At 44.3% G+C, this 17,668-nt stretch carries 14 protein-coding genes and 1 tRNA gene; 2 read left to right on the top strand and 13 right to left on the bottom strand.

Translation table 11 applies throughout. The annotated features are described in order from the left end of the window. The first annotated feature begins 252 nt into the window (after window positions 1-252). Entirely contained in the window at window positions 253-2,121 is a 1,869-nt protein-coding gene (locus tag OO016_RS06175; RefSeq protein WP_266011665.1) for a hypothetical protein, read from the top strand. 284 nt (window positions 2,122-2,405) lie between these two features. Next, on the top strand, window positions 2,406-3,773 hold the full coding sequence (locus tag OO016_RS06170) for a hypothetical protein (protein WP_266011664.1): 1,368 nt from the start codon (window positions 2,406-2,408) through the stop codon (window positions 3,771-3,773). Window positions 3,774-4,027: 254 nt separating this feature from the next. On the opposite strand, the gene OO016_RS06165 is transcribed toward OO016_RS06170, so the two are convergent. From OO016_RS06165 to mraY, 13 genes are all read right to left on the bottom strand, one after another. Beyond that, on the bottom strand, window positions 4,028-4,771 hold the full coding sequence (locus OO016_RS06165; protein ID WP_266011662.1) for a DUF6090 family protein: 744 nt from the start codon (window positions 4,769-4,771) through the stop codon (window positions 4,028-4,030). Between the two features lie 201 nt (window positions 4,772-4,972). Continuing rightward, window positions 4,973-5,902, bottom strand: a complete 930-nt coding sequence (locus tag OO016_RS06160) for a hypothetical protein (RefSeq protein ID WP_266011661.1) — start codon at window positions 5,900-5,902, stop codon at window positions 4,973-4,975. A gap of 26 nt (window positions 5,903-5,928) precedes the next feature. Continuing rightward, window positions 5,929-6,414, bottom strand: a complete 486-nt coding sequence (locus OO016_RS06155; protein ID WP_266011659.1) for a nuclear transport factor 2 family protein — start codon at window positions 6,412-6,414, stop codon at window positions 5,929-5,931. Between the two features lie 329 nt (window positions 6,415-6,743). Further along, window positions 6,744-6,817: transfer RNA gene (locus OO016_RS06150), tRNA-Arg, on the bottom strand. Window positions 6,818-6,915: 98 nt separating this feature from the next. After that, window positions 6,916-7,365, bottom strand: a complete 450-nt coding sequence (locus tag OO016_RS06145; RefSeq protein ID WP_266011657.1) for a GatB/YqeY domain-containing protein — start codon at window positions 7,363-7,365, stop codon at window positions 6,916-6,918. 90 nt (window positions 7,366-7,455) lie between these two features. Next, window positions 7,456-9,384 (bottom strand): cell division protein FtsZ, encoded by a 1,929-nt coding sequence (gene ftsZ, locus OO016_RS06140; protein ID WP_266011655.1) that lies wholly within the window; start codon window positions 9,382-9,384, stop codon window positions 7,456-7,458. 40 nt (window positions 9,385-9,424) lie between these two features. Then, window positions 9,425-10,750 (bottom strand): cell division protein FtsA, encoded by a 1,326-nt coding sequence (gene ftsA / locus OO016_RS06135; protein ID WP_266011973.1) that lies wholly within the window; start codon window positions 10,748-10,750, stop codon window positions 9,425-9,427. A gap of 5 nt (window positions 10,751-10,755) precedes the next feature. Further along, window positions 10,756-11,475 carry a cell division protein FtsQ/DivIB gene (locus OO016_RS06130; protein ID WP_266011653.1) on the bottom strand — a complete coding sequence of 240 codons (720 nt, stop codon included), beginning with the start codon at window positions 11,473-11,475 and terminating at the stop codon, window positions 10,756-10,758. After that, the gene (gene murC, locus OO016_RS06125) at window positions 11,465-12,817 is read right to left on the bottom strand and encodes a UDP-N-acetylmuramate--L-alanine ligase (protein ID WP_266011652.1); all 1,353 of its coding nucleotides are present in this window, start codon (window positions 12,815-12,817) and stop codon (window positions 11,465-11,467) included. The genes OO016_RS06130 and murC overlap by 11 nt, the downstream gene beginning before the upstream one ends. Beyond that, window positions 12,817-13,908 carry an undecaprenyldiphospho-muramoylpentapeptide beta-N-acetylglucosaminyltransferase gene (murG, locus tag OO016_RS06120; RefSeq protein ID WP_266011651.1) on the bottom strand — a complete coding sequence of 364 codons (1,092 nt, stop codon included), beginning with the start codon at window positions 13,906-13,908 and terminating at the stop codon, window positions 12,817-12,819. The genes murC and murG overlap by 1 nt, the downstream gene beginning before the upstream one ends. Further along, window positions 13,895-15,097, bottom strand: coding sequence for an FtsW/RodA/SpoVE family cell cycle protein (locus tag OO016_RS06115; RefSeq protein WP_266011649.1), 1,203 nt, complete (start codon window positions 15,095-15,097; stop codon window positions 13,895-13,897). Before OO016_RS06115 ends, murG begins: the two co-directional genes overlap by 14 nt. Window positions 15,098-15,100: 3 nt before the next feature. Continuing rightward, window positions 15,101-16,435 (bottom strand): UDP-N-acetylmuramoyl-L-alanine--D-glutamate ligase, encoded by a 1,335-nt coding sequence (murD, locus tag OO016_RS06110; protein ID WP_266011647.1) that lies wholly within the window; start codon window positions 16,433-16,435, stop codon window positions 15,101-15,103. A gap of 1 nt (window position 16,436) precedes the next feature. Then, the gene (gene mraY, locus OO016_RS06105; RefSeq protein ID WP_266011645.1) at window positions 16,437-17,657 is read right to left on the bottom strand and encodes a phospho-N-acetylmuramoyl-pentapeptide-transferase; all 1,221 of its coding nucleotides are present in this window, start codon (window positions 17,655-17,657) and stop codon (window positions 16,437-16,439) included. Between the last annotated feature and the right edge of the window lie 11 nt (window positions 17,658-17,668).

Genomic DNA, 17,668 nt, shown 5'->3' with positions numbered 1-17,668 from the left:
GGTTATAGTTCCTACTTCGAAGCCCTGGCGAAGAAGTATTGAAGTATTACGGCCCTGCCTATGGGGTGGTGCTTGAGTGGGCTAGCCCCAGCGGACCAGATTTGTTTTACCTAAGATAGTAAACCTTACCCGAACCTGCCAGAAACATGGGCGGGAACGAAGACCTGCAGGAGGGAGGCCCAAACCTTGCAGTAGGAATCTCTTTATCATAAATTGTTACCTTTAAAGAGAACAGTATTTTATCCCATCCTTATGGCGCGCTGGCTTCTATGTATCTTTGTATTGATTTTCTCGCTCCCCGTTAAGGCCTGGGTCTATCCCGAGCACAGGCGAATCTCGGTATTAGCAATTCAGCAATTAAGACCTGAATACCGAAGGATCCTTGAGAACATGTGGGCACAAGTCCGGATTGGCCATGAGGGTCGCCTTTCAGCATCAATTATTAACCCTCAGCACGGTTTGAATTCTCAGGTACTGGACCTGGCATCCTGGCCTGCTATTGCCGGGGACCACAGCTGTTCGCCGGAACAGATGGTGGATATTATTCTTTTAAGCGACTGGATACTGCGCGTAGATCATATTGCGACAAGATTGCAGGAAGATCTCGACAAAGCCAAACGTCCGGATCAAACCATAAATGCAATCCGAAATTCCGACATAAGACTCCAACGCGCGGATATGGATTATGCTACCCGGGCAGGAACTAACAATGTGCACTTTCTTCTTGCAAGGAATACCATAGAAGGAACCTCCAAAGATTATTTCAGGAAATCCCTGGAGGAAGGTGCTCCCCTAAATGGCCTGGGTGCTTATGCATATTTCCACACCAAAGCAATGGAACGAGTAATGCAGTCAAGAATGCCGGACCTTACTCAGGAAGTCCGGTCAGCCATCCTTCTGGCGGCGCTGGCCAATGAGGCCTTCGCCCTGCATTTCCTGCAGGATTCATATGCTGCCGGTCACGTTGTCGGCACCTGGGGAAATGCGGCTCAGCGCAAAGGAACTCATGATCACTACAATGAGGCTGGACTGGAGGTTGAAACCTGGGATGGGCAACCCTTGTTGCTCATGGGTGATGCCTATATGCGCCCTGAAGATGCTTTGGTCGTCGCTAAAGCGGTACAAATAAGTTTAGAGCAATTATGCCACGCCATGGGACAACCTGAAGCTGAGGTGTTGATGCCATTAAAAAACATGGGGAATTCACCTGACATGTTCAGCGTTTGCTCAAACAACTATATGCCAGAGGTATTGTTTGATATGGACCTGCTAGGTGAAGTATTAATGAGCACACCAATACCGAGCCTTACAGAGGGTCTGGGTCAATTACCACGTTTTCGTACCGAAATGGGTCCGTTTATCGGGGTTTCGTCTTCAACGGAGAGTGGTTGGCTAGGGGGTGGCTTCGGTCCAAACCAAAATGAATCGGCATTGATTGCGAGTATCGAAGGTAACCTGGTTTTGGGACTCGGCCTCGATGGGGTAATGAACAAGGCTGGAGATGGTTTGGCCTTTCTTCAGTTGGGTTGGCGGCAGGATTCGCCTACCACCAGCCAGTTTACTGATCCAGGAAGTATATCCCAGGGTAGTACCATTACCTCCACCATACCTGGGAGGTCTGCCTATAATTTACGTGTGCGCATGCCGTTCTGGCTAATACCCGGCGATCTCATCCTCGTTGCCCCCATCCTTTCATGGGCCTCTCCAAAAACACTTCAGCGCATGGCTGTCACCTCTGGAAACGGCGGACTTATCCCATGGCAATCCGGCATTTCAACCCCTATTGGACGCTTCCAGTTTGTACTGGGAAGGGAAGTAGGTGTCTCATTTTACGGTGTACGCCGCATTCAGGAGTCTATCGTTATTCCAAACAGTAATTTCAGCGAATTCTTCCTGGTGGGTTACAGGTCTACCAAATGGGACTTTCCTTTTTTAGAGTATCAACCAACAAGGGCATTTTCAAACACACAGAGTGCCATGTTGAAGTTTCAATTTTCATTCGGGGTAGATGTTCCGTGGAGGGAAAGAACCCTGGTTCCGCAATCAGGTGAAGTTGTCGCCCTTGAAGAAATCTGGTATCTGGGAATGAAACTGGTATTCCATTGGAGGCATTACTTCTAATTCACATTGCAGGGCAACCTTTTAATGTAACTATGAATTATAGCTCTTTGTTAGCGGCATTCTTTGCTTTACTTCGTACGTGATTTTAGTGTTTACATGCCATACACAAAAGGCTTTTGTGTACTTTTGCTGGTGGTAAAAAAATAGACTGTCATTTTCCTGCTTTATCATTTAAAAAATTCACTTCTTTTCAAAAGATTACGGTAAAGCGGGATTTTAAAGTTCACAACTTTCATCTACTATAGCGCTCAAGAGTGCTGGCAACTTGAATTAACACTGATCAAATGAGAATAATACGACTTTTATTGATTCTGGCATTTCTTTCTTTTCATCCTTCTGCGATCAGTCAAACATTAAGTGATAAATACAGCCCTCCCAATAAACTCCGGGTGTTCATCGATGGTTGTGAACGGTGGGATGGCGGCTGTGATTTAGATTATATCAGAACGGAAATTACGGCTGTAGACTTCTACAGGGATAATCAAAAGGCCGATGTCTTTCTGCTGATTAACAGAAACAGATCTGGTGGAGGGGGAAGACAATATCAACTCATTTTTATTGGTCAGCAAGGCATTCATGCGGGAAGAACAGACACGCTCCTTGTAGATAATAAACAGATTGACACAGACTTTGAAGTACGGGCAAAACTAACCCGGTTTATCAAATTAGGTTTAGCACCGTACGTTGCGAAAACCAAAGCGGGCGAGGAGATCGCAATCAATATGAAGATTGACTCTGGCATTCGGGAAGATTCAATACAGGAAAGCGTTGATCCCTGGAATTACTGGGTTTTTAATGTGGGGAGTGATGCCAACATTGAATTAGAGGAATTGAGCAGTGAAATCAATATAGGTGGAGACATCAACATTAACCGTATAACGGATAAGTGGAAAATATCACTATCCGGGAGAATTGATGAGAGGCTGAGAAGAACCATTCAAAAAGTGCCAAGAGTTGACGACAATGGCGATCCGGTTCTTGATGAAGAGGGTAACCAGATCATCGATGACGTTGTGAATAATTTTGATGTATCAGAATTTGGATTTAGTCATCAGCTCGTGAAATCTATTTCTCCCCAATGGTCTTATGGATATGATATTGCAGGTCGTCAGAACACCCGACTTAATTATCAGTTTCAGACCAGCTTCAGACCGGCAGTAGAGTACAATTTTTTCCCGGAAGCCGTACAGAATTCCAAATTTCTAAGAGTGAACTACGGGGTTGAACTCAGGAATAATCAATATGTCGAAGAAACGATTAGCGGTTTTCTTAAAGAAACCAGGGTCCTCCATAGTTTGAGAGCCAGCCTGGGACTAAATAAACGTTGGGGAAGCCTCGAGGTGGGATATCGTCTGAGGAATTATCTGGATGATTTTAGCTCCTGGTCCACAGGTTTGAATATCAGGGCAGACGTCCGCGTAACCGGGAATTTATCTTTTTATGTAAGGGCAGAAGGCAACTACGTAAAGGATCAGATTTACCTTGCATCCGGAGACTTCACTGAACAGGATATTTTGAGCGGGAGGGTCACGCTGCCCTCAGCTTATATCATCGATACCAGATTTGGATTTAATTATCGGTTTGGTTCCAATCTCAATAACTTCGTGAATAGAAGATTTTTTGGAAGGGCCAATTTTGTTGGGACTGATTAATTCATCATTCTTACCCTGACAGGATTAAACGAACGGAAATTTTACACGAATTATGATTTGAAAATATTCATTTCTAATTTGGGATCAGTTTGCCATGCAGTGCTTTTATCAGCGCAATGTTCCTGTCAAAGAAAAGTATCAAGGAGTCACTAGTAATCTTGTCTGGAATAATTCAGTTTTATTAATTTTAAACTGTTGCTAACGTTCTAGTATATGAGCCGTTTTAATGGCTTATATACCTTGTTGTGCTTTCGCTATTTTTCCACTTCCAAGCCAGTATTTATTTGCTGTATCAATTCCTGAGCTTCTTTTTTTACTCTCTTGGCGTATTTTATCATACCCTTTCTGTGAATATGATTTTCTTTTATATAGTTTCTTCCTTCAATACTCTGAGCAAAGGCAATCAGGTTATCAGACTGTTCTTTTCCAAAAGGTAACATTGGAAAACCGCTTAGATATATTTCTGATTTTTCACGAATGACCTGGTTTATTTCACTGTAAAATGCGTAATGTTTCTCCTCTTCATTGTAGGCATCTAAAAGATATTTAGTGTCGGTGTAATATTTCGTGAGATTGTTTTGTAAATTTTCAAAACCAGAGAGATTGGGGTTTTCAGAATTCTGTAGTTTATTAAATGTTCTGGCGGTCATTGATAGTTGATAATACGGACTAAAAAAGACAAGTTCCAAGCTATCTAATTGCCTGGGGTTATAAGAAGTTAAATTAAGCGCCCACGATTCAATTTTTATCCGACGTGCTAATTTACCCATAACGAGATTACTTTCTATTGTATCTCTAGCAAGGTCTCTTCTAAACTCTTCTAATAGCGCTTTAGACTTTCTGAATTCTTTTCTGCCTTCATTCCAATTATTTATTTGAAGTGCAATTAAAATTCCGATAACGACAAGAATGATTTCTCCGATTGCATAAATCATATACTTTCTGAAATTGTTTTCAGTAAGTAGTTGCTGCCTAATTCTTCTGAAAAACTTTATCATAAGGCGCATGTTTGAATTTTTCCGCAAGTGGGTATCTCAACCAAAGGTCTACCAGACCTTTGATTTTGCCTTGCAAAATGGTGTTTCGATAATCTAAAGAATTTTATCATTGGTTAACGATTTGTCCCGTCCCGATAATTATCGGGAGCTATTGGGAATGAAGCAAAATAGTTCGTGTAAGGCTGGTTAACAGAGGATTCTCTATTTCTCTGAAAGCCAATATAAAGTATTCAGTACAAATTGTTTCCAGTCATATCCTTTAAGGTTCATTCCGGCAGCTTGTTTAATTCCATCTCCCAAATCAAAAACCATAGCTGTAAATCCATTGGAGTCTCCGAACGCTACAACTTTCCCTTTCCCGACTGTCCCTGCAAGCCCTTGTGAATTTCCCTTACCGACAGGGCCAACCCCCGTCGAATGCATTACATTTTCAGATGACTCTGACAATTTCAAAATATTCGAATAACCCTCACCTGAAAGTCCGCTACCCCCAAAAGTGAGCAGACGCTTTATACGGGCCGATGGGTTTCTGCCCTGAGTGATTGGGTGTTCACCATTTAGCAATCCATTTTTCCTTGAAAATTCAATCCATCCTGTCCTACCGATGTCCTTATCATAAAAGGTAGTGTCTATTGTAGTACCAACACTTGAAGTTATACCAAATTTATTCAGCAATGGATTTATGGCCTGGTCAAATGGCGCATGTTCACTAAAAACTAAAAGCGAACCACCCTTATTAACCCAATCATACAAACTATTTAGCTCTTCTTCTGAGAAAGTACTTTCGTCAGTAACTTCATTTTTAGTTGTGAAATCGAACGGAAGCGCTGTAATAATCATAACAATATCAAAGCGCTCTAAATAATCCGGTGTAAAATTTAAGCTGTCAACTATTGTTTGATATCCGTCTGCTGTTGCCAAATCAGAGAAAGGCACAAAAAAATCCCATTGAATAAAAAAGTTGTGATGCGCACCATCGAGAAGTATTTTTGGTCCTTCCCCTCTCGCATAAGTTGGTTCCGCTACATCTGAATTAAATCCGGTATCGTTAGACATAGGCCATTGGCCATAAACAATATTGATAAATATTGTAAAGGCAAACAGGAACAAGGTTCTTTTTGGAGGGTTCATAATTGATTTATTAATGCGTGTTAACACTAAGAATTGATAGGTTTACTGGTCGATGTTACACAGTCGATTTTCCATTCATCTCCGTATTTCCTGTAAATTGTAGTCCAGGCAAAACGAGTCTCTCTTTCAACTTTCTCTCCTGTTTCACCTTTGTAAGTAACCTTTACAATTTTATCCACTATGGCGTAAGCGAGTGTCCCATCATCTGAAAATAAGATGATTGGTTCAGTTACATCATCCCACCTGATAAAATCCACTGACAAAAAATAGCTATTGTACCTTGATATGGTTTCACTTTTTTTAGGTCGTGAAATAATACCGTTGTTAATTGAAACAAAATTTTCAGAAAATTGATTGGCAAAAGAAATTGAATCTTTATTAAAGTGATAATCTCTTTGCAAGTTGTGCACTTTTAAAATTTCTTTTGTCCCCTTCTCTATGTCAAATTGATTTTGCTCTTTACAAGCTACGAGAAGAACTGATAGCAATAGCACTTTAATGTGAAATTTCATTATGATTTTCATGTTTTGTTGGTGGCCATCTTGTTATATGCTCTCTAAAATAGCATTTTATACCCTGAGTTTCGCGGACATAAGTTGATTTAAAGAGGTTTCATTTGGCTTGATGCAGACGGTGCCCTATAACGCTCCGCGTTGAAAACAACAAAAGAAGCCAGCTGACAGAGGGTTAACTACATGATCCTCAATGCGCTCGCTGCTGAAAATAGAAAATCCAACGGCTACGCCGTTTATTTCTCTTTTACTTCGAACGATAAAACAAGTTTTTCGTTCTGCGTAAAAGAAAAATCCATCACATTCAGTGATGGATTTTCTGCTTTATGTGACCGCGGGAGGATTCGAACCCCCAACCCTCAGAGCCGAAATCTGATATTCTATCCAGTTGAACTACGCGGCCTAAATGCGGGCGCAATTTACACAAAAACTACTTGCTTGTACCAATAAAATGCGTTGAATCTTAAGGCTGGTATCTTAATTTTTCTTTTGCTGACTGTATCAGCTCAGCTTGCTGCGAACTATGGCAGATATGGTTTTCCCATCGGCCTGCCCGGCAAGTTCTTTGGTTACCATACCCATTACCCTGCCCATGTCCTGCATACCACTGGCACCAATGGCATCTATGGTTTGTACTACTACTTTTTCAATTTCTTCCTCAGTCAGTTGTTCCGGCAAGAACTTAGAGATCACTTCGGCCTGTGCCAGTTCCGGAGCAGCTAGATCTTCCCTGCCCTGTTCGTGGTAAATGGCTGCACTGTCCTTTCGCTGTTTTACCAGTTTCTGAACCAGTTTAACCTCATCGGCCTCAGTCATCTCCCCTCCAGCACCTTTTTCGGTTTGTGCCAGTAAAAGGGCCGATTTAATGGCCCGGAGTGATTCCAATGTCACCGTGTCCTTGGCCTTCATGGCGGCCTTCATCTCCTGCATAACCTGTTGCTGCAATCCCATATCATCCTGTTTTTAAGGTGACTTCAAAGTTAAAAAATAAACCCGAAAACTGTGAGGCTTCCGGGCTTATCATGGTTTAACAAAAAAAGACTAATCCACATTATCGTGTAAGAAGGAGTTGTTGGATCGCAACTGGATTTCATCGTTGCTGTCTTCCCCCAATGTTGTCCTGGAAACCTTGCCGTCCTTTGGGTTTTCATCCAGATCCACCCCCTGGCGCTTGTAGGCAGGTTCCTTTTCTATTTCGTCAATATTGCTCAGATTGTTCTGAAACTTATAATTAAAGTCCTTGAGTTTCCTCCTTCGTTCATCAGCACGCTCGCGAAGCATATCTTCTATGGAACTGTTGATTGGATCCACCTCCTGTTGTTTCGGTTTTTCTTCTTCCGTTGGTGGCAATGTTTTCTTCTCAAATACCAGCTCGTCCTCAACAATTTTGGGCTCAAACTCCTCCGCCTTGGATTTGGCCCCGGTAAGCTTGCTTTCCAGCTCCATATAATCCTCCAAACTGTATCGGGTTTCCCCTTCCTTTTTGTAATCGAGAACCGGGATTACCTCTATATGCTCCTGTATATCAATATCCCTTACCTCATCATCCAGGTTAAAGGTTATCACGTTTTCGTTCTGTTCTTCCTCATCTGATTGTTCGCTCAGTGGCAATTCAAAACTAAAGGCCATCTGGTCTTCATCAACCGGCTTAGCCGATACCACTTCTGCATCGATAACCTCCATATTGCGAAGCTTCTGATTGGCATCAATGATCAGGAATTCGTCTTCGGAAACTCCCTCAGCAATTACTTCTTCGTAGAAAACGTTGAAATTTCTGATATAATTCGTCGTTGGGATAAGCTCCATAAACTGATCCTCTTCCATCAGCTCGTGCTTAATCACGGGCTCAAAAACCTCATCTTCCGGTTCAGTTTCCAGTGTATGCACAACCTTTTCCTCCTGTTCCCAATTCTGCTCGGCTTTCTGGTCGTCCTCCAGTGTATGGATAATCTTTTTGGTCTCGGTGTTGACTATATCATTTTGCTGATCCACATTGAAACCAGTGGCAATTACCGTTACTGCAATGGCATCGCCAAGGTTTTCATCTTCCCCAACACCCATGATGATATTCGCACCATGGCCAGCCTCGATCTGAATGTGGTCGTTGATCTCTCCAATCTCATCAATGGTTATCTCCTGGGCGCCAGAAACAATGAGCAAGAGTACATTCTTGGCCCCGTTGATTTTATTGTCATTGAGCAGGGGAGAATCCAGCGCCTTCATAATAGCTTCCTGAGCCCGCGCAGATCCTGTTGCCGTTGCAGACCCCATTATAGCAGTGCCACTGTTGGCCAGCACCGTCTTGGCATCGCGCAAGTCAATATTCTGGGTGTAGTGGTGGGTAATAACCTCGGCTATACCCCGGGCAGCAGTAGCTAAAACCTCATCTGCCTTGGAGAAACCTGCTTTAAAACCAAGGTTTCCGTAAACTTCCCGCAATTTGTTGTTATTGATCACAATCAGGGAATCCACATTCGCGCGCAGCCTTTCTATACCCTGCTGTGCCTGCTTGCAACGGTTCCTGCCTTCAAACTGGAAGGGCATGGTTACAATTCCCACAGTGAGGATATCCATTTCCTTGGCCTGTTTGGCAATAATAGGGGCTGCACCGGTACCGGTACCTCCTCCCATTCCAGCCGTAATAAAAGCCATTTTTGTGTTTGTAGTGAGCATTTGCTTGATCTCCTCCATGCTCTCCAGGGCAGCCTGTTCACCAACCTCAGGGTTGGCACCAGCTCCCAAACCTTCTGTAAGTGAAACGCCCAATTGGATCTTAGTAGGGACCGCACTGTTCTGCAGGGCCTGGGCATCCGTATTGCAAATCACAAAATCTACTCCATTAATGCCGGCCTGGAACATGTGGTTTATGGCATTGCTGCCACCTCCTCCAACGCCTATAACTTTTATGACGTTGCTTTGATTTTTGGGAAGATCAAAGGAAATACTATCAAATTCGGTGCTCTTGCTCATATTTTTTTAATTACTGGTTATTATCTGCTTCTATGTAGGTTTATTCTGCGTTGTCAAGGAAATCCTTTAATTTTTCTGACCATTTTTCGAAAACGGACTTCCTGGGTTTTCCATTGGCCTGGTCAAGGACTCCGTCATCGTGAGCTTCCAGGACCATTTCTTCTTCCATATTCATTTCTTCCTCGCTTGTTGCACCCATGCGACCTTTATTCTCAATGGCATTCATCAACAGGCCAACTGCAGTAGCGTAAAGCGGACTGGCTATTTCCTCGTCGGAATCTCCTGCAAGATGTTCATTCGGATAGCCAATACGGGTATCCATTCCTGTGATGTATTCTACCAGTTGTTTAAGGTGTTTCAACTGGCTTCCTCCACCGGTCAATACGATGCCGGCGATAAGCTTTTTCTTCTGGTCATCATGACCGTAGTTCTTGATTTCCAGGTATACCTGCTCCACGATCTCCACTACCCTTGCATGGATAATCTTGGAAAGGTTCTTAAGGGTAATTTCCTTGGGTTCCCTGCCTCTCAATCCCGGTATAGAGACAATCTCGTTGTCCTTGTTTTCCCCAGGCCATGCAGAGCCAAATTTGATCTTGAGCAATTCGGCCTGTTTTTCGATTATAGAACAGCCTTCTTTGATGTCTTCTGTAATCACATTACCACCAAAAGGGATTACAGCAGTATGCCGGATAATTCCATCCTTAAAAATGGCCAGGTCAGTGGTTCCGCCCCCTATATCAATAAGGGCAACTCCTGCTTCCTTCTCTTCCTGACTAAGCACTGCATCTGAAGAAGCCAGGGGTTCCAGGGTAATATTGCCCAGGTCCAGTCCTGCGCTTTTGATGCAACGACCAATGTTTTTGATAGAAGAAACCTGCCCTACCACCACATGGAAGTTGGCTTCCAGGCGCCCGCCATACATACCAATAGGTTCTTTGATTTCGGCTTGACCATCTACCTTGTATTCCTGGGGTAGTACATGTATAATCTCTTCCCCGGGCAGCATGACCAGCTTGTATACCTGGTTGCAAAGCTTTTCGAGATCTTCCTCGCTTATAACCTCTTCAGAATTCGGGCGGGTGATGTAATCACTGTGCTGAAGGCTCCGGATGTGCTGTCCGGCAATGCCAACAACAACAGAACCAATCTTCAGGCCGGCATCGGCTTCAGCCATTTCCACAGCCTGCTGTATGGACCGGATCGTCTGGGTAATGTTGTTTACTACTCCCCGGTGTACACCCAGGCTTTTGGATCTCCCGATCCCAAGTACCTCAATTTTACCATATTCGTTCTCCTGCCCAATGATGGCCACTATTTTGGTGGTTCCTATATCCAGCCCCACAGAAAAATTTCCCTGTTCCATGTTTTCTAAATTTTGGTGCATACCACTTGGTTATCAAATTCTAAGCTCACTATCTTATAATTGTCCAGCGTCTGGTCTTTCATCGCCTTGGCGTAAAAGGCCTTGAAATTGCTGAATTTCTCTTCCAGATCATTTACATCCCCCAGGTTTACCACAAAGTTCTCTACCCTGAACCTGAGCTGGTATTTCTCCTCGTCATCAATATGAATCCCGATGATGTTCTTCCTAAGGAAATCATCATCGTTTACAAATTGCAGGATGACATAAACATCTTCCAGGCTCTTGCCAGTTATTTTACCCGTAATGATCGGAACACGCGCAGAGTAATTCCTGGAGAGTGGCATTTTTTTGCCATCCTCATCCAGATAAAATTGGGTTAATCCCCCGATGCGTCCAATTGGCTGCCTTTGTGCAATTTTAGATTTAAGTTCACCATTAATAGTAAGATATACTTGGGCATTTTTCACCATATCATTGGTCTCGATGACCTTTTCTATAGTATTCAAAACTATGTCTTCTTTGGGGACGTTTTTTAGACTCCCATAATTTTGTATTAACAATTTATTAACGACGTCCTTGCTGAGGAACAAATTGTTTTCGCTAACAAATTCCAGGCTTATCCCATTGATTTTTTTCTGATTGGATCGATAATCAGAGAAGGAATAAAGTCCTGTAATACAGACTATTAACAAGAATAATTTCAGATAATTCCAATTAAATCGCATGTGCCAATTGTTTTTTTATACCATTGATCTCCAGCCCGATATCTCCTGCTCCAAGGGTTATAAATACCTCGGGAGAATGTGCTGTGATTTCGGGGATTATTTCGTCTTTTTTTATTCGTTTTTTATTAGGGTTATTGATCTTTTCCAGCAACCATTCGGATGTAATCCCGGGAATAGGTTTTTCCCTTGCAGGATAGATATCCAAAAGCAAGATCCGATCAAATTTTTCCAGGCTTCGGGCAAAAGCATCTCCAAAATCGCGGGTCCTTGAATACAGGTGCGGCTGGAATAAAACTGTGGTCCTTTTGTTGGGGTGCATTTCCTGTACCGCTTCATAAACCGCGTTGATTTCTGTTGGGTGGTGGGCATAATCGTCTATAAAGACCAAACCTTCCTGCTTTATCGCATAGGAGAATCTTCGCTGCACACCTTTGAAGGTACCCATGGCCTCAACCAATTTGTCTGGTGACGAGCCAGCTTTCAGCGCCATAGACATGGCCGCAACACCGTTCAACAGGTTATGACGACCCGGCTTATTAAAACGTATACCCTGCATATGGGATTCCGGGGTTTTCAGGTCAAATATATAGGTGCCATTATCTACCCTGACGTTCAAAGCGCAATAGTCCGAGTTGTCATCAATACCGTAGGTAAGCCCGTTTATGGGCAGTCCGTTGTTTACAAATAAGGTTCCTTTAGGTTTCAGTTTCGCTGCAAATTCCCGAAACGACTGCTTTAACTGCTCATGATCACCATAGATATCCAGATGGTCGGCATCCATGGAGGTTATACAGGCAATATCCGGGGACAGGTGTAAAAAGGAACGGTCAAACTCATCCGCCTCTACCACAGTATAATCCGGGCCTTTCATGAGGAAATTACTGTTGAAATCCTCGGAGATGCCCCCTAAAAAGGCGGTAATCTGGGTGCCACTGGCATCCAAAAGGTGCGCCAGGATACAGGAAGTAGTGGTCTTCCCATGTGTTCCTGCCACCGCAAAACAAAAGGTGTCCCGGGTAATCATCCCCAGCACCTTTGCACGTTTGTACATTTCAAACCCTGCTTCCCGGTAAAAACGGATACCGGAATGGTCTTCAGGAACGGCAGGGGTATACACCACCAGGGTTCCCTCTTTATGGTGATAAGCCGGGGGTATGGCATCCAAATGGTCTTCGTAGGCAACCGCTATCCCCATTCCTTCCAATTCCTGTGTAAGCGGTGTCCGGGTCTTGTCGTAACCGGCCACTGCTTTCCCTAAATGGTGGAAATACCTTGCCAGGGCCGACATGCCAATGCCTCCTATTCCCAGAAAATATACCCTGTGTACGGCCTTAATATCCATCAATTCTTCAATAAGGTGCTAATTACCTCTACTATATCCTCGGTAGCTCCCGGGAGAGCCAGTCTTTTTATATTCTTTGCCAGTAATTCCCTTTCTTCCACAGAACCGATCAGGGCTGTGAAAATATGCGGAAATTTATCTTCGAGCTCTTCCTCTTTGATCATCTTCGCGGCCGATTCAGTAACCAGTGCCATGGCATTCTTGGTCTGATGATCTTCGGCCACATTGGGCGATGGGATAAATATCACTGGCTTACCAACGACACAAAGCTCCGATACCGAACTAGCCCCAGCACGTGAAATAATCAGATCGGCTGCGGCATACGCCAGATCCATTCGATTTACAAAATCCAGGACCTTAACGGCGGGGTTGGAATGTCTTTCATATTGATCAAAGTACCCCTTCCCGCATTGCCAGAGGAGCTGTATATCCATTTCCTCAAAAAGGGGAAGCTGAGAAAGCACCAGTTCGTTTATGCGTTTGGATCCCAGGCTACCCCCTAAAACCAGTAGCGTTTTTTTCTTCGGATTCAGTCCAAAAAAGGTAACCGCATCTTCACGGGATGTGCTGGCATCCAAAATGTTATCCCTTACCGGGTTGCCAGTCTTGACCAGCTTGTCCTTTGGGAAATATCGCTCCATATTGTCGTAGGCCACGCAAATACGCGCTGCCCGGGAGGCGAGTAATTTGTTGGTAAGGCCGGCGAAGGAATTCTGTTCCTGGAGTACGCAGGGAATACCTCGCTTCGAGGCTACCCGTAAAAGGGGTCCACTGGCAAAGCCACCAGTACCCACAACCAGATCGGGTTTAAATTGGCGTACTATTTTCCCAGCTGCAATCAAACTACTAATCAGTTTTATCGGAAAAAGCAGATTCTTCAGGGTCAGCTTTCGCTGCAATCCACTTATCCATAGTCCTTTTATCTTGTAACCCGCCTGGGGTACTTTTTCCATTTCCATCCGGTCCTTTGCCCCCACGAACAAAAATTCTGCTTTAGGATACCGTTCCTTAAGCGCATTGGCAATGGCAATTGCCGGATATATATGCCCTCCTGTTCCTCCCCCCGAGATTATAAACCTATAGCTGTCCACTCAGAATCTCTAAAGGGTTGGTTTCATCAGCTTCAAGCTTTTCAGTCTCATACCGCTGGTTAGCCCTGTTACTGGCACTTAGTACCACACCTATGGCCAAACAAGTCATCCATATTGAGGTTCCCCCACTACTGATCAGGGGGAGTGTTTGTCCTGTTACCGGGAACAGCTCAACGGCCACGGCCATATTGATCAGTGCCTGGAATACAATGGGTAACCCCACCCCCACTACGAGGAGTTTGCCAAACACAGATTCATTCGAATTTGCCACTACTATAATTCGAAACAGCAGCAACAAATAGATAAACATCAGGAACAGCCCTCCAACCAGTCCGTATTCTTCAATAATTATGGCATAGATGAAATCCGATGAACTCTGGGGCAAAAAATTCTTCATCACACTCTTACCAGCGCCATTCCCCACTATGCCTCCACTGGCAATGGCTATTTTTGCTTTTTCAATCTGATAATCCCCTTCTGTGTCATTGGGATCCCAGAAACTCTCTATCCTGCTCATCCAGGTGTCCACCCTGTTAGGGAACAGATCAGGCAGAGCCTTGGCAGTTAGCACAAAAAGGGTTAGGAACAAAAGTCCAATACCAGTCATGCTCGCGAGGTACTTTAACGGGTATCCTCCCAGGAAGCATAGGACCAGCACCATGAAAAACAGTATGGCTGCTGTTGAGAAATTGGCAGGCAGGATCAGTACAATAATCAGGCAAACGGGCAGCCAAAGCGGCAAAATGCTTTCCTTAAAGCTGATCTTCTTTTCACGGATCTTGGCCAGGTAGCGGGCAATATAGATCATCAGGACTACGGCAGCCAGGTTTGAGGTCTGGAAGGTAATCCCAACAAAGGGGATGCGGATCCACCGGCTGGCGTTGGCTCCATCAATAGTAGTACCCTGAGCCAGGGTAAAAACCAGTAATACCAGGACCAGGGGAAGGGCAATTATAGAAAGCCCCTTAAAGAAATGAGTAGGTATCTTGTGGATACCATAGATTATCCCAAAGCCAAGCACAAGCAACATGCCGTGCTTCACCAGATGGCCAATAGTGGTCCCATTGCCCACTACGTATACCAGGTTGCTACTGGCACTGTAAACCGGCAAAAAAGAAAACAGGGCAAGCAGGGCCACTATACCCCAAATTGCCTTATCTCCTCCTATATGTCGGACAATCTTTTTCAAGTGCTACAGGTTTTTAATCGCTTCTTTAAACTGATTTCCGCGGTCTTCGTAATTCTTGAAGAGGTCAAAACTTGCACAGGCCGGAGAAAGCAATACAGTGTCCCCACGCTCTGCTATTTTGTAAGCAACCTTTACCGCTTCGGACATGGCATAGGTTTCAACGAGCAGGTCTACTACATTGCCAAAAGTTTCCTTGATCTTGCTGTTATCCATACCAATGCAGATTATGGCCTTAACCTTCTCCCTGACCAGAGGCAAAAGGGACTGGTAATCATTGCCTTTATCCACGCCTCCCACCAGCCACACCGTTGGGGTGGTCATACTTTCCAGGGCGTAATAGGTGGCGTTTACATTGGTAGCCTTGGAATCATTGATATACTGGACGTGATGTATTTTAAGTACTTTTTCCAATCGATGAGGAGCCCCCTGGAAATTCTCTACGCTATTGCGTATTGTCTCTTTTCTGATACCAACAAGGCTGGCCACCGTGGCCGCAGCCATGGTATTTTTCAAATTGTGCTTACCTGCAAGTGCTAAGGCGTTTGTTCTCATTTCAATAGTGTTATTAGGCGTCCTAATCAATATGTTCTGGTTCCTGATACAAGCTCCCATTTCCGGCTGTTGATCCAGTGAAAAGGGATAGGTTTTGGGTTTGATGGGATGTTCGCCCAGCCATTGGGTTACCACGGGGTCGTCCAGGTCATACAGGAATAAATCCCCGGCTGACTGATTCATGGCTATGCGGAATTTGGAGGCGATATAATTTTCAAACTTATAATCATACCGGTCCAGATGGTCTGGTGTGATATTGGTAATCACGGCGATATCCGGCTTAAAATTCTGGATGCCATCCAGTTGAAAACTGCTGATTTCAAGCACATAATAATCGTACTCATTTTCAGCAACCATCTGGGCAAAGCTATCGCCAATGTTGCCGGCCATGCCCACGTGCAAGCCACCATTCTTTAAAATATGGTGGGTAAGCATGGTTGTTGTGGTCTTCCCGTTGCTCCCTGTAATGCCAATAATAAAAGCGTCGGTATAACGGGAGGCAAATTCAATTTCTGAGATCACAGGTATGCCCCGTTGAACCAGTTTACGAACCATGGGCACAGTATCCGGAATCCCCGGGCTTTTCATTACGATATCGGCCTCCAGAATCCGGTCTTCAGTGTGTCCACCTTCTTCCCAATCAATCCCAAGATGTACAAGAACGTCTTTGTATTTATCCTTTAACTTCCCCGCATCAGAGAGGAAGATTTCATATCCTTTTTTCTTACCCAGTATGGCCGTACCCACTCCACTTTCTCCTCCACCAAGTATGACCAACCGTTGCATCTTACCGAACTTTAAGTGTCACGATGGTAATTATCGCCAGCAGGATTCCGGTAATCCAGAAACGGGTGACAATCTTGCTTTCGTGATATCCTTTCTTCTGGTAATGATGGTGCAGGGGAGACATAAGGAAGATCCTTTTTCCCTCCCCGAACTTTCTTTTCGTATACTTGAAATAGCTTACCTGTATCATAACAGAAAGGGACTCAGCAAAGAAGATTCCACATAAGAGCGGAATCAACAATTCCTTCCTTACGATCAGGGCTATTACTGCGATAACACCCCCAATGGTTAGGCTGCCCGTATCGCCCATAAAAACCTGGGCCGGATAGGCATTATACCAGAGGAAACCTACCAGGGCACCTACGAAGGCTGCAATGAAAATTACAAGCTCACCCGCCCTTGGGATAAAGAAAATATCCAGGTAGTCCGAAAAAATTATGTTACCTGAAACCCATGCAAAAATGCCAAGGGTTAGTACTATTATGGCCGAAGTCCCCGCAGCGAGCCCATCTATACCGTCTGTCAGATTTGCCCCGTTGGAAACTGCTGTTACTATAAAAATCACAATGGGGATGAAGATCAACCAGGCGTATTTTTCGGCCCCTTCACCAATCCAGGAGACCAGCATACTGTAATCGAGTTCGTTGTTCTTAAAGAAGGGGATATTAGTCTTGGTTGACTTGATCTCCTGTCCTTCAACCGCTTCCACCTGGTAATCCCGGGTAATGACCGTCTGGCTTTTCTCCTTCATGGTTACCTCGGGATGGAAGTAAAGGGTAGCCCCTACCATAAGCCCCAGTACTACCTGCCCCAGGATTTTAAACCGTCCTTTCAGGCCCTCTTTGTTTTTCCTGAAGATCTTGATGTAGTCATCTATAAAGCCAATGATTCCCATCCAGATTGTGGTAACAATAAGCAGGATTACATAAATATTCTCGAGATCGGCAAACAACAATACGGGAATGAGCGTTGAGAATATGATTATTAACCCGCCCATGGTTGGTGTTCCGGCTTTCTGCTTCTGTCCTTCCAATCCCAGATCCCGGACGGTCTCGCCTATTTGCTTCCTTTCCAGCAAACGGATGATTCGCTTGCCATATACAGTAGCCAAAACAAGGGACAACAGAACCGCCATCGCAGCCCTGAATGTCAGGAACTGAAACAGGGAAGCTCCGGGGAACTGGTATTCTTGCTCTAGGTATTCAAACAAATAGTACAGCATGCGCTAGTCAA

It is taken from the genome of Lentiprolixibacter aurantiacus (genome assembly GCF_026241225.1).
GTDB lineage: Bacteria > Bacteroidota > Bacteroidia > Flavobacteriales > Flavobacteriaceae > Lentiprolixibacter > Lentiprolixibacter aurantiacus.
This window is presented reverse-complemented; position numbering and strand designations above follow the sequence as displayed.

Coding starts and splice junctions, on each gene's coding strand:
- OO016_RS06175 (WP_266011665.1), top strand. CDS start 253: ATGGCGCGCTGGCTTCTATGTATCTTTGTATTGATTTTCTCGCTCCCC.
- OO016_RS06170 (WP_266011664.1), top strand. CDS start 2,406: ATGAGAATAATACGACTTTTATTGATTCTGGCATTTCTTTCTTTTCAT.
- OO016_RS06165 (WP_266011662.1), bottom strand. CDS start 4,771: ATGATAAAGTTTTTCAGAAGAATTAGGCAGCAACTACTTACTGAAAAC.
- OO016_RS06160 (WP_266011661.1), bottom strand. CDS start 5,902: ATGAACCCTCCAAAAAGAACCTTGTTCCTGTTTGCCTTTACAATATTT.
- OO016_RS06155 (WP_266011659.1), bottom strand. CDS start 6,414: ATGAAATTTCACATTAAAGTGCTATTGCTATCAGTTCTTCTCGTAGCT.
- OO016_RS06145 (WP_266011657.1), bottom strand. CDS start 7,365: ATGGGATTGCAGCAACAGGTTATGCAGGAGATGAAGGCCGCCATGAAG.
- ftsZ (WP_266011655.1), bottom strand. CDS start 9,384: ATGAGCAAGAGCACCGAATTTGATAGTATTTCCTTTGATCTTCCCAAA.
- ftsA (WP_266011973.1), bottom strand. CDS start 10,750: ATGGAACAGGGAAATTTTTCTGTGGGGCTGGATATAGGAACCACCAAA.
- OO016_RS06130 (WP_266011653.1), bottom strand. CDS start 11,475: ATGCGATTTAATTGGAATTATCTGAAATTATTCTTGTTAATAGTCTGT.
- murC (WP_266011652.1), bottom strand. CDS start 12,817: ATGGATATTAAGGCCGTACACAGGGTATATTTTCTGGGAATAGGAGGC.
- murD (WP_266011647.1), bottom strand. CDS start 16,435: ATGCAACGGTTGGTCATACTTGGTGGAGGAGAAAGTGGAGTGGGTACG.
- mraY (WP_266011645.1), bottom strand. CDS start 17,657: ATGCTGTACTATTTGTTTGAATACCTAGAGCAAGAATACCAGTTCCCC.